14 protein-coding genes and 2 pseudogenes are annotated in these 14926 nt (G+C 59.0%); 10 read left to right on the forward strand and 6 right to left on the reverse strand.

Annotated elements, in window-relative coordinates:
• The first annotated feature begins 132 nt into the window (after positions 1-132).
• Positions 133-573, forward strand: a pseudogene (gene tnpA, locus Thiowin_RS12345) (IS200/IS605 family transposase).
• 223 nt (positions 574-796) lie between these two features.
• Here tnpA and Thiowin_RS12350 read toward each other — a convergent pair.
• The 4 genes and pseudogenes from Thiowin_RS12350 to traF form a co-directional block, all read right to left on the reverse strand.
• Positions 797-2224 carry an IS701 family transposase gene (locus Thiowin_RS12350; RefSeq protein ID WP_328983310.1) on the reverse strand — a complete coding sequence of 476 codons (1428 nt, stop codon included), beginning with the start codon at positions 2222-2224 and terminating at the stop codon, positions 797-799.
• Positions 2176-2481, reverse strand: a complete 306-nt coding sequence (locus tag Thiowin_RS25575) for a conjugal transfer protein TraG N-terminal domain-containing protein (protein ID WP_328983311.1) — start codon at positions 2479-2481, stop codon at positions 2176-2178. The genes Thiowin_RS12350 and Thiowin_RS25575 overlap by 49 nt, the downstream gene beginning before the upstream one ends.
• A gap of 3 nt (positions 2482-2484) precedes the next feature.
• A complete protein-coding gene (locus tag Thiowin_RS12360; RefSeq protein ID WP_328983312.1) occupies positions 2485-3903 on the reverse strand; it encodes a conjugal transfer protein TraH in 1419 nt (472 codons plus the stop codon).
• Positions 3903-4960: pseudogene (traF, locus tag Thiowin_RS12365) on the reverse strand (conjugal transfer protein TraF). Before traF ends, Thiowin_RS12360 begins: the two are co-directional and overlap by 1 nt.
• A 639-nt stretch (positions 4961-5599) precedes the next feature.
• On the opposite strand from traF, the gene Thiowin_RS12370 reads away from it, so the two are divergent.
• Together Thiowin_RS12370 and Thiowin_RS12375 are read left to right on the forward strand one after the other, a co-directional pair.
• Positions 5600-5848, forward strand: coding sequence for a type II toxin-antitoxin system ParD family antitoxin (locus Thiowin_RS12370; protein ID WP_328983313.1), 249 nt, complete (start codon positions 5600-5602; stop codon positions 5846-5848).
• Positions 5845-6150, forward strand: a complete 306-nt coding sequence (locus tag Thiowin_RS12375) for a type II toxin-antitoxin system RelE/ParE family toxin (RefSeq protein WP_328983314.1) — start codon at positions 5845-5847, stop codon at positions 6148-6150. Before Thiowin_RS12370 ends, Thiowin_RS12375 begins: the two co-directional genes overlap by 4 nt.
• A 768-nt stretch (positions 6151-6918) precedes the next feature.
• On the opposite strand, the gene Thiowin_RS12380 is transcribed toward Thiowin_RS12375, so the two are convergent.
• On the reverse strand, positions 6919-7521 hold the full coding sequence (locus Thiowin_RS12380) for an SOUL family heme-binding protein (protein WP_408034214.1): 603 nt from the start codon (positions 7519-7521) through the stop codon (positions 6919-6921).
• 527 nt (positions 7522-8048) lie between these two features.
• Between Thiowin_RS12380 and Thiowin_RS12385 the strand changes: the two genes are divergently transcribed.
• From Thiowin_RS12385 to Thiowin_RS12400, 4 genes are all read left to right on the forward strand, one after another.
• On the forward strand, positions 8049-8219 hold the full coding sequence (locus Thiowin_RS12385) for a hypothetical protein (RefSeq protein ID WP_328983316.1): 171 nt from the start codon (positions 8049-8051) through the stop codon (positions 8217-8219).
• A 2-nt stretch (positions 8220-8221) separates the two neighbouring features.
• Positions 8222-8620, forward strand: a complete 399-nt coding sequence (locus tag Thiowin_RS12390) for a single-stranded DNA-binding protein (protein WP_328983317.1) — start codon at positions 8222-8224, stop codon at positions 8618-8620.
• Positions 8598-8792: a hypothetical protein gene (locus Thiowin_RS12395; RefSeq protein ID WP_328983318.1), complete on the forward strand. Its 195-nt coding sequence runs from the start codon at positions 8598-8600 to the stop codon at positions 8790-8792. Before Thiowin_RS12390 ends, Thiowin_RS12395 begins: the two co-directional genes overlap by 23 nt.
• A gap of 80 nt (positions 8793-8872) precedes the next feature.
• The gene (locus tag Thiowin_RS12400) at positions 8873-9871 is read left to right on the forward strand and encodes a recombinase RecT (RefSeq protein WP_328983319.1); all 999 of its coding nucleotides are present in this window, start codon (positions 8873-8875) and stop codon (positions 9869-9871) included.
• Positions 9872-10129: 258 nt separating this feature from the next.
• On the opposite strand, the gene Thiowin_RS12405 is transcribed toward Thiowin_RS12400, so the two are convergent.
• Positions 10130-11782 (reverse strand): IS1634 family transposase, encoded by a 1653-nt coding sequence (locus Thiowin_RS12405; RefSeq protein ID WP_328983320.1) that lies wholly within the window; start codon positions 11780-11782, stop codon positions 10130-10132.
• Positions 11783-11960: 178 nt separating this feature from the next.
• Between Thiowin_RS12405 and Thiowin_RS12410 the strand changes: the two genes are divergently transcribed.
• From Thiowin_RS12410 to Thiowin_RS12420, 3 genes are all read left to right on the forward strand, one after another.
• Entirely contained in the window at positions 11961-12179 is a 219-nt protein-coding gene (locus tag Thiowin_RS12410; protein ID WP_328983321.1) for a hypothetical protein, read from the forward strand.
• Between the two features lie 120 nt (positions 12180-12299).
• Entirely contained in the window at positions 12300-14189 is a 1890-nt protein-coding gene (locus Thiowin_RS12415) for a VWA domain-containing protein (RefSeq protein WP_328983322.1), read from the forward strand.
• Between the two features lie 429 nt (positions 14190-14618).
• Positions 14619-14852 (forward strand): hypothetical protein, encoded by a 234-nt coding sequence (locus Thiowin_RS12420; RefSeq protein WP_328983323.1) that lies wholly within the window; start codon positions 14619-14621, stop codon positions 14850-14852.
• Positions 14853-14926 lie beyond the last annotated feature (74 nt).

The following is a 14926-nucleotide window of genomic DNA, read 5'->3' on the forward strand; positions in this document are numbered from 1 at the left end:
CTGCAGAGGATTAAGATCAACTGACCCGATGATGCCAGGCTTTCTTCTATTTTTACAGAATTATTTTTATTGTCCCAACCGTTTAGTGAAAACTATGCACTTTAGTGCAAGACTTTTAGTAAACTCTCATTTATGAGGTCTTACAGAAAATCGTCACATACAGTTCACGACCTGAAAGTTCACCTGATTTGGGTAACGAAATATCGCTATGCGGTGTTGACGAAAGAGGTGGGGTATCGTACGCGTGAAATTATCCGGCAAGTATGTGCGCAAAACGACGTTCAGATTATCAGTGGTGCAGTGAGCAAGGATCATGTTCACCTGTATATATCGTATCCGCCAAAATACTCAATAAGTGATCTGGTCAAATGGTTTAAAGGCCGTAGTTCACGTAAATTACAGTAAGAATTTCCGCAGCTTGGTAAGCGTTATTGGGGAAGGCATTTCTGGGCGATTGGGTATGCGGCATTTAGTTCGGGTCATGTAACTGACGAGATGATCCGAGAATATTTGAAACATCACGAAGATCATCCGAACCATCAAGATGATGGTTTTACCGTTGAATTACTTTGAGTCATGATTTAACTGACTTCAGTCAGTCTCGGCTTTCAGTCGGTTTCTAACCGAAATTGCGACTTTCAGTCGCAATCCATACTATGGACTTCCAGTCCATAGTGGTTGATTTAAACCTGCTTGTTGTTGATTGTTTCGTCCAATAAACGTCTTTATCGCCGTCGGCGCAAATGTCCAAAAAACGTCGGGATAGACGGGGATTCAAGCGCTTAATTCTACTTTGTTACTTTATCTCCAGACCTCGGTGTTGATCGGCTGCAGCTTTTCGTCGACGCTCAATATCTCGGCGCCTTTGTTCATGGCGAAACTCCATCTGAGCAAGTCGTTTTTGTATCATCTCCGGGTCCTGGGTTAATAGGGCAATAATAAGCAGTCGAACATCGCGACAACTCACTAATGGATGAGTCTCTTGACGAACGATGCGTTCTTTGACCAAGAATGAGAGAGCAAGCATGACGAGCGCCATATGATGATGCCATGCATTCCACTTTCGGACTTGATAGTCAGACATACCCAGTTCGCTTTTAGCTTCTTGGAAAGCCCGTTCAACCCAGTAGCGCTGCGCTTGCATGTACGCCAAGCGCTCAATTGGTGCGTGATGAAGTGCGAAATTCGTGAGCGAATATTTGATCTTGTTGTCCGCAACATTGCGGGTAATGGCTAATGTCCTTGGTCTGGCTGTTTCGCTGATACCGTCCCATACCCAAACCTTGGTCGCAAATACCGAAAGCGTTATCGGGCCTTTGGTGCCATCGCGAACAGTAACCTGCTCCCACTGATCAGGCCGCAGTTGCTGCATGTAATGCTGCACTTCAAGCGATTCTAAATCAGCCTCTGGTTTCGTTGGAGGGCGCCCTTTATTTGAACGTTTCGGCGGGACCTCGATGTGCGGCTCGGAACGATAAATTTTTTGATCGCAGTGGATATCTAGGAAAAACTTCAACCCCATGTTTTCTATAGCGTTTCCGAATTCAAAGCCATGCCCATACAATCCGTCGCCGCCCACCCATCCAAACTCGAGGCCAGCATCGAAATCAGCTTGGATCATTTCTAAAGCTAGCTCAAGCTTCGTCTTATACTGGCGAGCGTTCTCGGGGATTCCGGCTTTTTCGCAACGCTCAGTGTCGGAAGTCCAGGACTTTGGCAGGAATAAACGTTCATTGATCAGCGTACTATGCGTTTTCCAAACCAGGCTGGCATAGACACCGATCTGGCAGTTCTCCACTTTTCCAACGACGCCGGCATATTGGCGACCCACACCAACAGAGTGCTTCCCACTTTTTATGTGCCCTGATTCGTCAATGATGTAACCAACATCATTGATCCGATAACCCGGTTGCTCAGCATACAGCGCGCACGTATCCTCGGCAATCGCCCTGATTAGCGCTTCCGACGACCATGGTGAGTCGGTAATAAACTGCTGAATGCGCTGGTAGCCGTCACCTGGAGTATCATGCTCTTCGATCATGCGTTCGAGATTCCGCTTTCCGGCTTCTGTCTTTAGCAGGCCAAGAATGTAGGCGTGGCCTAGGTCGCTGCTATCGTCGGTCTCAGTGAAAAAATGCGCTTGGTAGCGTTTCAGATGTTCCGACAGGTTATCGACTAGATTGACAAAGTCGTGTTCGTGCTGGTAACCGAAAGGCTGTGCCATTTGCTATTTCTCACATAAAAAATGCTGTCGTCCTGTGAGTATAACAAAAACAATGAGTTACAGAAACATAACAAAGTAGAATTAAGGTGGGAGGAGAAATCTGGACCGGGGAGGTCTGGAAACATACCGAGGATAATCCCGACCACCAGCCCGACGGCGACCAGTTGGCGGAAATCGCCGGTTCCGGTCATGGCGGCGACGGCATTGAGGATTTGGGTCAGAAAGGCGGCATCGCCAATGGAGTAGATCTCGAACATGGCTCAGCCCTCCGGGGTCAGGCGTCCGCCGCCGGCTTGCTCAACACTCCAGTAGGGTGTCGATTTGGCCGCTTGCAGCAGGTCCATGTAATAGGCCAGCTGTTCCTGCGCGGTGCCGTATTGGGCGCTGACCACCTCGTACTCGGCTCTGAGGTCCGCGCGGGACTCGGCGATCTGTTCTCTCAGCAGACCGGCATAGGCGTTGTCCGCGACCACCGTCGCCAGGCTGACCGCACGGGCCATGTCGTGCAGCAGTTCTTGCACCAGTTCGATGGCGATCACCGGCGCGGCACGCTCGGCGAAGAGCAAAGCTGTTCCCTCGTCGATGCGCGCCAGATTGGCCACGGCGCCGCCGAGGCCATTGGGGGCGACCTGCATGAAGGCTTTCTCGTCAGCGGTGAAGTCGCTGGTACCGAAGCGGAACTTGGCAATCAGGCCGGCGGAGTCGGCATCGCCGATCAGCAGGGTGCGCACCCGTTCGATCATGCCGGTCAGGGTCAAGGTCTGAACGGTCGGCGCGAGGCAATCGTCGGCGTCGCGACTGGGGGCGCAGCGGTAGACTTGGACTTCGCGGTTACCCGAGGTCCCGTGCAGCAGATCGCGCAGCGACAGAACCCCGGGCAAAGGCGTCACCCGGTTGTTCGCGCCTTGCCCATCGGGACTCGGCTCCGGTGGTCCGACGATCACGCTACCGGTAACCGACATCAAGCTTTCGAGCAGGCTGTCGTCGCCTGCATCGAACCAGCCGCTGACGGCGCCGTCTTTCAAGGCCCGCCAGACCAGGTTGCCCTGGAGTTCCTCGCGCGCATAGTCCGGATCGCTGTTCTGCACCTGGGTGATGGGGTCTTCGCCGGTCACGCTGGACCAGGTCTCGAAGACATCGCCGATGCCGCGCACCAGGGAAGCCTCGGAGTGCTTGATCTTCTGCTGGGTGTCGAAGGCATCGACGACATCGTTCACCACGCCCTGTCCGAGCTGACAGGAGTTGGCGAACAGGCTGTTCAGCGCCTGGATCTTTTTCTGCAAGGAATCCATCACCTGCCCGCAGTTCTGGCACATGGAGTCCAGAGCGAGCTTGAAGGCGTAGCTGCCGGCATTGGCTGCGATGGCGCGAAACAGCTCGGTCAACTGCTCGCGGGAGATATAGCTGAAACCACCGGCGACCAGATCGATGCCCCCGCAGCCGGCCTCGAAGCTCGGCGGGATGATATGCACGGGATTGACGGTCATCACCCGGTTGCGGGCATAGACCGACCCACCAGAGAGCACGCCCCGGCGCTGGCCCATGTGGGCGGTCGGGTCAGTGACGTTGACCAGGCTGTCGAACATGGCATCCAGCTCGGCCGATAGATCGGCCTGCGCCATGCCGGGCAACCCGGCACTGAGGGTGAGGGACAAACCGAGAACGGGCGCAACGCGCATTAGTGACCTCCGAGGCGATGAGTCGTGGGGGATGGAATCAGGGGTTCCGTAACCGAGCGATTGGGGAGCGCTGGGCGCTGGCCGCGCAGGTGCTCAAGCAGCCGTTCGGGGTCTTCGGCCAGGGATGGGTCGTTCAAAGCGCCCGCGTCCAGGAGCAGCGCGGTCACCCGCGCGCGGCTGCGTTCCAGCCAGCGCGCATCGATCCAGCCGGCATCGGCGGCGGTCTGGACGATGCGCTGCTGCAATTCGGCCAGCGACAGCACGCCTTGGGACAATGGCTTGATACCGTCGGGCGGACGAACCAGAAAGAGCGCCGGAGTGGAGATCACGCCAAGCGCGCGGGCCTGGCCGCTGTCGGTGCGGAAGTCGGGGAAGAACCCACTGGGCAAGGGGCGGCCATCGAGGGCGATGGCCTGCACGTCGAAGCCGTAGCGGTTGGTCAGCAACTCAAGCAGCGGCGCTTGGGCTTCGCAGTAGGGACAATCGGAGCGGTACAGGAACCAAAGGCCGGCAACCTGGGCGGTCTTGGTCAGTGCTTGGTCGCGTTGGTTCGCGGCTTCGCGATTGACCAGATTGGCGGCGAAGGTCGCGAGCGGCCGGCGGGTGGTCTCGTCGAGGAAGGGATCGGACCAGACCGCGCGCTGGCTCGCCTCGGCAAAGCGCTCGGCTTTGTCGATGGCCAGGCGTTGCAGGTAGAGATAGAGGGAGACGTGCGCGGCGAGGGATCGTCAATGGCGACATCCCGGTAGCGCTCCAGATTCGCACGCAGCCAGGCGGCGGAGAGTGGCGCTGGGCCGGCGGGACGGCTTGGCGTCTCGGGCGTCGGCGGTTGTTCGGCAACCTTGTCGGTTTCCGGCGGTGGGGGCGGATCAGGTGGCGGTTCCGGTTCCTCCTCGGGTTCAGGCTCGGGTTCGGGCGGTTGTTCGGCATACCAGAACCAGCCCTCGGCGCCACGCTCGTAGAAGCGCAGCGAGGTGGGCTCGGTCTGAGCATGGACGGTGCTGCCAAGGACGAGGGTGCCTGACAGCATGAGCAGGGGGATGGGGATGGTGTTCATGCCACCATCCTGATCGCTGCGAACAGCCAGAGCGACTGCGAAACGTTCGGCGTAAAGCTGTTTTTTTGCGCTGCTGGAAATCGCGGGTAGTTAAGGTTCGGAAGGATTCACACCCGGCTGGATCTGAGGGCTAAGGGATGGAAGCCGGGATTGACGAAGAACCACGCAGCGACGCGTTGACACCTACGTTTGGCGGGGACGATCATGGTGAACTTGGTGGCTGAGTCCGGCGATTGACCAATCGCGCCCGAAGATGGCTTGATGATGAGGCTCAAGCGACAGGCCGTGCGGCCGGAGAGAACTTGTGGTGGCCTTACGCCGCAGGCTTGGCACGATACGGCGGATTTAGAGGTTTGAGCGCGGGTTGATGCGTCTAGCGACCATGATGGTGGTGACCATAATGTTGGCGAGGGCGAGAGGCCGGTCTCGACCCAGAGCAGTCATCCGACGCATCGGCATCAAGGCGGTCGACCGTCTTTCGGCATTCATTCTGAGGAAGCGACAGCGTCAACAATGACTAGGCCAATCCGTTAGGAACCCGACGAGCGCCCTAGCCGCCTTTTCATCACTTGATCGCAGCATGAATGGACAATATCATCCATATTCATATTTGCTTAATTTGAATATAGGGGTCATGAAATGGCAACCACGAGCTTGAGCCTTGGTAAACATATGGAAATCTTCATCAAACGCGAAGTTGCAAGCGGCCGTTACGGCTCGGCCAGTGAGGTCGTGCGCGATGCACTAAGGCACTTAGAGGAGCGAAACAGCAAGATGGCCAGTCTCCGGGCACATCTGGCTGAGGGTGAAGAACAAGCTCTTCGCGGCCATTTCGTGGCTAATTATTCAATCGATGCTCTCCTCGTGGAATCCGATCGCGAGGCATGAGCGGTTCTTTTCGGATCACTCCTCGGGCGGCTAGCGACCTGCGTGAAATCGCCCGATATACCTTGAGAACCTGGGGGCGTGAGCAACGCGATGCTTACCTGCGAGACATAGACAAGCGCTTTTCGTGGCTGGCTGCAAATCCGATGCTTGGTAAGCCGCGTGGCGACATCAAGGAGGGATACCGCAGTTACGCGCAAGGCTCGCATGTCATCTATTACCTCGTTCGTGAGACCTGTATCGACATCATCGGCGTTCTGCATCACCGCATGGACGAACTGGGCTATTTTGACCAGTCGGATTGATCGTTGATCGCAACCCAACCCGAAAGAACCGCTGGCTCACCTGATCGGACGTCCGTTAATGGCCGTTAGCGGACTTCCGATGACCCGCGCTGTCAGGCTCGACTAGTTCAGCAAGCATGCTTGCCGCTGGTGTTAAGTTGCTACTTTCTGTCGACCAACGATCTGCTTGCCATCCGAGCCTAAAGGTTGACTAATGGTGTATGCAAACTATCGAACACCCAAGCAGATCTTGAACCTTGCTGATAAACTTGCAACTAAGTCAACAACAAGACACAAGACATCCGCCATGGCAAAAGCACTCAAAACGTTTTTTCCTCACGGCGCTCATTGTAGCACCCGCTCTGCACGCTGAAACCCTGATCGGTCGCGCAAACCAGAACCTGCCCGCTGCGCTCGCGGAGGTGTTGGCGGATACCGACAGCGCGATGCGGCAAACCGTGCATTAGGTGTCAGAAAATGCTGTCGTGGTCGGACTCCCCAAGCAGGTCGCCATCGGCTGCCTGCTGACAAGGTGCTCATGAGGCGGAGAATATTTTGGTGCACCGGGCGGAAGCTCTGAATCCCTTCGCCCAGTTGTCTGGTACGGCAACTTTCCATGCGCGGTTGGAAAAAACCACTTTCTCAACATCGCATGTCTTCTGCGCCATCACATTGTTCGCTGTTATCCAGCGAAACACGCGAGTGATCAAGAACGCCGCAACATTGATCTGCTGTCACTCAAGGCTGAGACATGCTTTCACCCGGTCGCTGACCGGGATGATCGCGCCATCACGGGCTTTCCTTGGGCTCGTCGATTTCAACCATCACCTCGTTGCGTCGCAGAAACGGCAGAGAAAACGGTGAGTTATAGCGCGCATAGACGGGCGTCCCGATGGGCGTGAGGCCGTCCGCCTGAACCGCTTTAAGCAGTTTTCGTTCGTGCTCAAGATAGCGGCTCTCACCCCAGCCGCCGGAATAGCGCAGCACGGCCATCAGTCGTTCGGGTTCCTCGCGCAGTTTGATGCGCGGGTCTCGGGAACGCGGGACAGTGTCGAGGGTGAAGCGACTCGGCATCACGAAGCTGATCCGGTAGGTCTCGCTCGCGGTTTGCGCCGCTTGTTGCTTGACCGGCGCGGTCATCGGGATGCGCGTTCCGCCCTTGTCCGCCTTGGCAACCACTGGCGTCTGACTGACCGGCGCCGTCATGGCGATTTTCTCCGCCGCTTGATTGTTGCCGAAGATAAAGTCGGCCAGACGCCGAAAGGCCTCGCCGCCGACCTTATCGAAACGGCCGGTCACTTCGGTCTCGGCGAGCACTTGCGGGGCGTAACGCCGGACCTCGAACACCGGTCCCTCGCTAACGACGGCGTAATCGGGTTCCTCGGTGGCCATCACCTGTCCTCCCAGCAAAACCCCTTGCACCGCCAACACCAGCCCAATCAGTAGGGCATTTCCTGTTCGCATTCCTGTTCGCATTCGGGCCTCCTCAGCGCCGGTTCGGCCATTTTCGTGACGTCCTCACTTCATGGGGGCATCCGCAACCTCGGGCAAGCTGCCATCCCCCGCTGGGTCTCTCCTGGCCACCAACGCGCTGGCCAACCCGGCCATCCTCCTCTGCGTCGCGAAACAGCGCCATTTCTCCCGCGCTTTCATGGCTGCGCGAAACCATTCAGGCGGCAATACTCGCAGAGAACGGTTGAGGGACCGCGGAACAGCCGGACGCCCTTGCCGATCACGATTTCTTCGCTCGTTGGCCCTGATGGCCGGCGGCGTTTCAGACCGATAACGCCATAAGTCTGATCCTCACTGAGGATTCCAAACCGCGTCCATTCCATCACCCCACCCGGGGCTTTCCTCTTCCCGTCCATTCGCCTGGAGTGGCTGCCCTGTGCAGACCGCCACCGGCGAGGAGGTTTCCTATGCAACAACATCCGTGGCGGATTCCCCGCCGCTGGAAGGTGCTGTTCTGGCACCTCGCAGACTGGCTGCTCGGCGCGCGCGTCGCGCCACTGCCGCCGCCGGAACCACATCCCCTGGAGTCGCCGACTTATCAGCGTCGGCGTTCGTTGTCATCCCACCCTGGAGAATGATCATGCTGAACAAAGCCCAACTCATCGGCCATCTCGGGCGCGATCCCGAGGTCCGTCAAACCAAGAACGGGCAAGGTGCTGTTGCCAATCTGACCCTGGCCACCAGCGAGCGCTGGAAGGATAAGACTGGCGAGGCGCAGGAACGCACCGAGTGGCACCGCGTGGTGCTGTTCGGGCGCACGGCGGACGTGGCCGGCGAGTACCTCAACAAAGGGGCGCTGGTCTATGTCGAAGGCCGCTTGCAGACCCGGCAATGGCAGGACGATTCCGGCCAGGACCGCTACACCACCGAGATCATTGCGGACAAGATAAAAATGCTTGGCAGCAAGAACGGCTCGGCTGGACATGGTCAGAAAGCACCAGCAGCCAACGCGGAGATTGACGATAACTTGCCGTTTTGAGCCGGAGAATCCCGCAACGATCCGCTTCGGCAGCACCCGACGCTGGGCGTGCCGCGAGCTGTCCCTGATGGCCCAACGGCTGCGACAACGCGCCGAGCTGCGGCCAACCCCGGCGGGTCAGCCAGAGCGGTTGACGCGCCTGGCACGGCGACTGGAGCAGCTCGCCGTCTGAACCCAGCGATCTTCGTTTCACCCATGGGGGACCAGTGACCCCGTGGGGGGGCTGGTGCCCCATTCTTTGAGGAGGACACCATGCCCCGTTCCGTTCATGCTGTTGCTGGCCCCGACGCGCCGCGCATCCCGATGCCGGCGGTCGATCCGGCGCTGAATCTGACCCCCAGCACCTGGAAGGTGCTGACCGATTCCATTTTCCCGGCCGCCAAGACCGCCGAGGGCATTCTACTGGCGGTGCATTACTGCGCCGCGCGCAATCTGGACGTGATCAAGCGTCCGGTGCATGTGGTACCCATGTGGTCGAAGGCGCTCGGCCAGGAGGTCGAGACCGTCTGGCCAGGCATTGCCGAGGTGCAGACCACCGCCGCGCGCACTGGTCAGTGGGCCGGAATCGATCCGCCCCGCTTCGGCCCGCTGATCGAGCGCACCTTCTCGGGGAAGGTCAAGCGCAACGGCGCTTGGCAGGACTTGGACTACGCAGTCAGCTTCCCCGAGTGGTGCGAAGTAACCGTCTATCGCCTAGTCGGCGGCCAGCGCTGTCCCTTCACCGAGCCGGTGTTTTGGTTGGAAGCCTATGCCCGCCAGGGCGGGGCTTACTCGGAGCTGCCGACGGAGATGTGGGTCAAGCGCCCGCGCGGACAATTGATGAAGTGTGCCAAGGCGGCTTCCTTGCGCGCGGCTTTTCCCGAGGAGGCGTCTTACACTGCCGAGGAGATGGAAGGCAAGGTGATCGAGGCGGATACCTCGATTCCGGTCGCTGCGTCGCTGGATACGACAAAGGCTGTCCCCGACAAAGCGGAGACTGCGCTGTCGGTCGTTGCTGCGGAATGCGCGGAACAGGCGCCAGCAAGTGGACCGGATTCACCGCCGGACGCAGAACCAACCGCCGAGCCCCTCACCCTTGATCCCAGCCTGCAAGCGCGGATCGACAAGGTGGTCGCTCGCGCGGCGGAGAAGTCCGCCTGGAAGCAGGCTGAACAGTATTTGCGGGCGCGCTGCAAAGCGTCTGACTTGGCACAGGCCCTCAAGGCTCTCGATCAGGCGAAACATGCCGCCGAGCAACGCCTGGCGGCCTGAGTTTAGCGAGTACAGCCAATTTTCTTCACCCCACGGGGCGTCTGCCCCGAGGGGCAGGATGCCTCGGTCTTTTTGACGGAGCTTTCCATGAAAACGATTGATCTGGCCCAACGCACCCCCGAATGGCGCCAGTGGCGCGCCCAGGGCATCACCGCCTCGGAATCGGCCATTATTCTCGGCCGATTTTCTTTCGACAGACCGGCCGAAAACCCCTGCCACGACTGGGCTGGCAGGCGATTTCGGATTTCACGCGGGTGGCTACATCGTCACTTGCAGGAGCTCCAGTATCTGTTCTTGTTCAGGTGTTGGAATGCTCTTTTGATCGAATTCAGTGCCGTTGACCGTCACGCGATTGCGCGTGATCTGCGCCAAGCAATCAATCACCCCACGGAATGTCCAGCGTCTGTCTTTGCCCTCGCCATCGTTGGCAAAAAGCGGCGCTAAACGTTGTTCCATGTGCCATTGCAGGTAATAGGCCAGCATACAGAGAAAGACATGGCTGCGAATCCGGTCATCGGTCTTGTGATAAACCGGGCGAATCTCCAGCTGCACGGTCTTGAGATTGCGAAAGGCGCGTTCGACAAAGGTGAGGCTCTTATAGGCGCGCACCACGTCCAAGGTCTTCATCTGCTCCTTGTCAACATCGCTTGTGATGACATAGCAGCCGTCGAAGCGCTTCTCGTGCTCCACCTTCTCGGTTTTAATCGACCAGGTCAGACGATGCTGGCAAGATTTTTCCTGTTGCGGGTCGGCCTCGATCGCCCATTGGATGAACTTTCCCAACTTGTATTTGGCCAGAACCTTGCCGACACGCGCACCGAGCTTCTCAACGGTTGTGGCACGCTTGTAGGCCGCGATCTCCGTCAGGGTCTTGGTGGTGAGATCGAGCAGCCGTTGGCGCGTCTGCGACTCGCGCACGGCCGTCTGAGGGTTGCGACAGAGGCAGTAGCGGCGGGTCGGCTCATCAGGGTCACTGACCTCATGGATACTGCGCTCATCGAACAGATCAAGGGTGATCACCTTGTTCTTCAGCAAGGTCATCATCTCACCATGGGTCAGCGCGCCGATGGTTTGTAAGTCCTTCTCGTCTTTGAGTTTATCAATGGTGCTGCGGGTAACCATCCCGCGATCGCCGACAAAGATGACCTTCGCGATGCCATAACATTGCTTGATCTCATGCACCTTGTCGACCACAGTGGTTTCGTCTTTGGTATTGCCGGCATAGACTTCCACCCCGACAGGGCAACCTTGGTCATTGCAGATCAGCCCGACAACAATCTGCTCACGGCTTTTCTTGCCATCGCGGTTATAACCGAAGGTCACCAAGTCACTGTCTTTGTAATCACCTTCAAAATAGACACTGGTGATATCGTAGAGAATCACCTGGCCATTGCGCAGATGGCGCCCGGCCAGGGCTTTCTGAATCGCCTTTTGGCGCTGTAACAACCTGTCCATGGGTTCGTAGCAGTTGGCCTCAACATCAGGCGCTTCATCGATGCCGCACATTTCCCACAGGCAGGTATTGGGATGATGGTTGCATAAGGCGAGTTTGCTCCCGGCATAGACCAAGCGACCGACAATCATCGCCAATGCGCTGTTGACCCAGGGTTCGGTGCGCGAGTAGAGAATACGGTGCAAACCCAGTTGCTTGGCAATGGCCACAATGGCATGACTAGCGCCGACTTCGCGGCTGTTGAGAATCTGGAAGGCCTGCGGGTCATCGACGGGCACCACGCGCTCGCGGAAGGCCAGTTGCAGGAGCTTGAGTTGCTCCAGTGAGCAGCCGGTAATGCGCCCGTGCTGGGTATGGCGCATCTTGCCATGGTCGCGAAAAGACGTGCGCAAAAGACCCACCGGGCTCTTGCGGGTGGTTTGGATTTCCAGGTGCAAATTGCCATGTGCTGTCTGCATGGCTAAGTTTTAGCGCATGAGATCAGCAATGGCAAGTATTAATATTTCACATGCATGGCTACATTTTGAAAAATTTACCCGCCAAGAAAGTCAGCAACTACGCGGCCTAGCGGCGAAAAATGGGCAGATCTGAGGGGGTAAAGTCGGACTTGAAGCCTTGATGCCGGACGTACCGGTTGTGACTGACGCGGAGTCGCCCGCGGTTGCCGAGGATGAACCGGCGTCGCACAAGGACGAGGTCAGCCTGGCCCCTGAGGCGGACATGCGCTCCGATGACGAGCCGATGAACTTCGATGATTTGTTCGAGGAGCCGTCGCGGCCGGAACCCATCGCGACCCCTCGTCCACCGATGCCAGTGCCGATGCCGGTGAGACCGGCACAGGACTTCTGGTTCTGATCTGGATGGCGGGTCGCGTCCATCGGGATCGACGCCGCTGATTGACGCATTTTCATCTTAACCCCTCGGGGCATTTCGCCCCCTGGGGTGTGATGCCCCATCAAACTATGGAGCATCACCATGAGCCATGCCTTTCGCACCTTGCATCAGGCCATGCCGATTGTCGCCGCCGCGCTGGGACGCCAGTTTGGCGTTCCAGTCGCGGTTGGCGGGGATGAGGCTTGCACCGACGGTCACAGTATCCAGGTGCCGGCCTTGCCGCCGCAATCTGAGCTGATTCCGGTTGCCTGGGGCTATCTGGCCCACGAGGCGGCGCATTTGCGTTTTACCGATTTTGATGCCTATCGCCAGGGTTCGGGTTCAGATCCCTTGAGCCGCAGCGTGCTGAACATTCTCGAGGATATCCGCATCGAGCGGGCCATTGCCGTGCCTTATCCCGGCACACGGGAGACCTTGCTGGCGGTGTGCGACCATCTGAGCGGACGCGGTGACTTGTCGCCGCCGAAGCCGGATGCGCATCCGGCCCAGGTCTTGACCAGCTATCTGCTGCTGCATCTGCGCCATCGGCTGTTGGCGACCGAGTCGCTCGCCGCTTCGGCGCGTGAAGCGGAGCGGGTGCTGCGCGAGGTGTTTCCGTTGCGGACCGTGCATCGGTTGCAGGGCTTGTTGACCGAGGTCGGTCAGCTTGCCAACACCGGGGATACGGTCGATTTGGCGAAGCGGATTCGCGCGTTGCTGGAGGCAGAGAAGCCGCCGGCTCGGGCGCCGTCGTCTGGGTCCGGGACCGATCAGCCAGATCAGCCGGGCCATGCTGGCCAAAACGTGCCTGGCACTGCGGGGAGGAATCACCCGACATCGGATGGTGGTTCAACCGGAACACCCACGGATGCCAACGCAGCGGGCGCTGATGACTCACTGAACCCGACAGCTGGCCAATCAAGCCCTGGAAACGCGGCTGGGGATCATCCCTCTGGACAGGGACAGGGACAAGGACAGAAACAGGGGACTGACGGGACGACATCGGTTGGTCCTGGCGGTTCGGCTTCTTCAACCAAGCCGGACTCGACGCCTCCTCCAACGCTCAACGCGGACGCACCGGCTGACGTCGGAAAGGCCCAAGCCATCGCTCAGGCGCTGAGCGCCAGCGATGACGATCTGCCGGGGGATCTCTTTCAGCAGGTGCGCGAGCTCCTTGATGCCGCCGGTCAGGGCGACAGCCCTTGTCTGTTGCCCCGTGCGGAGCCTTTCGAGAGCGATCCGACCCGAGGTTTACGCTTGCTCGCCACCGTGCAGGAAGAATCGCGCCGGTTGCGGGCGCGTCTGCAGGGACTGGTGCAAGCCTCGCGGCTGGACCGACCACAGGCATTTCGCCATGGGCCGCGCTTGCTGCCCAAGCGTCTCTACCGCGCGGCGGTCGGCGATCCGCGCTTGTTCGCGCGCAAACGCGAGCGGGTAGCGGTGGATACCGCCATTCACCTACTGATCGACTTGTCCGGATCCATGAATTCGCCAGTGCGCCGTCGTGATGGCCTGGTTCAACGTCGGGGGCAAATCGCCCAATCCGCCGCCTTGGCTCTGGCCTTGGCGTTGGACGGCATCCATGGGGTTTCCGTCGCGGTCAGCGCTTTCCCGGGCCTGTCCGGGGTGGAGGATCGGATCAGTGTCCTAGTCCGCCATGGTCAGCGGCCGCGCGCCTGTGCTGGGGCCTTTCTGCAAAGCACCCGGGGCGGCACACCGATGGCCGGCGCGCTCTGGTTCGCGGCGGCCGACTTACTGGGCCGACCGGAATCCCGACGCATTGTGCTGTTGCTGACCGACGGCAAGCCGAATCGCATCGCGGAAACGCGGGAGATTCTGCGGCTTTGTTCAGCCGCAGGTCTGGAGACCGTCGGGCTGGGCATTGGCGTGGATGTATCGGGGCTGTTCCCGGTGGCCTTGCGCGTCGATGAGGTCACGGAACTGAGAACGGCCTTATTCGGCGCGGCCGAGCGGTTGTTGCTCGCGGCCTGACGGTCGTTTGACCACTGTCGTTCGCGGCAGCGTCTGAAAAGGCGCTGTCGCGGGCGCTCTTTCGTGGTGTCTTCACGACACGCGTTCGTTCAGGCTGCAAGGGTGCGTTGCGATGCATCCGGGCAGCCACCGTCCATCGTATTCACTCCACCCCCTCCGGCCGCCTTGCGGTGACCGGGCCTTTTCCAGTGTCGTTGGCCATGGACGCCAACGGCGGTGGAAAAGGCGGTTTTGCGGTGAGTCCTGATGCCAGGACTTGCTGTAACGGCGACCGAAGACGCCCCGGTTTCATGATGGGCGTCGCCACCCAGATGGGGCTTTTAACCGCGTCCGATACAACCGCCTTTGTGCGGCCACTTTGTTCAACCCTCTGGGGAGATCCTCTCCCCATGGGGGTGGTGTCTCCCCGTCACTTTGGGAGAGTCCACCATGAGCATGAACCGTGATTTCTGGAACGACGTTGAGAAATTCCTCGATACCGCCAGCGACCGCCAACTGACCATTGCTCGGCAGTCGGTGTTTGCCTTGCTGTCCGAACCCGCCGACCGCGCGACCCATCGCGACATCAAGGCGGTGTACCGCTTGGTGCTCGATGAGATGCGCACCCGCGCGATGCTGGCTCAGCGTGCTGAGCCGATGACGCACCAGGCTGTTTTCGCCTGATTGCGCTTTTTCGCCACCGCTGGCTTGGGCTTCGTGCCCGGCCAGCTGTCGTTTCTGTTTCTTCCCAATTCCGA

Origin of the sequence: Thiorhodovibrio winogradskyi (assembly GCF_036208045.1) — a bacterium.
GTDB lineage: Bacteria > Pseudomonadota > Gammaproteobacteria > Chromatiales > Chromatiaceae > Thiorhodovibrio > Thiorhodovibrio winogradskyi.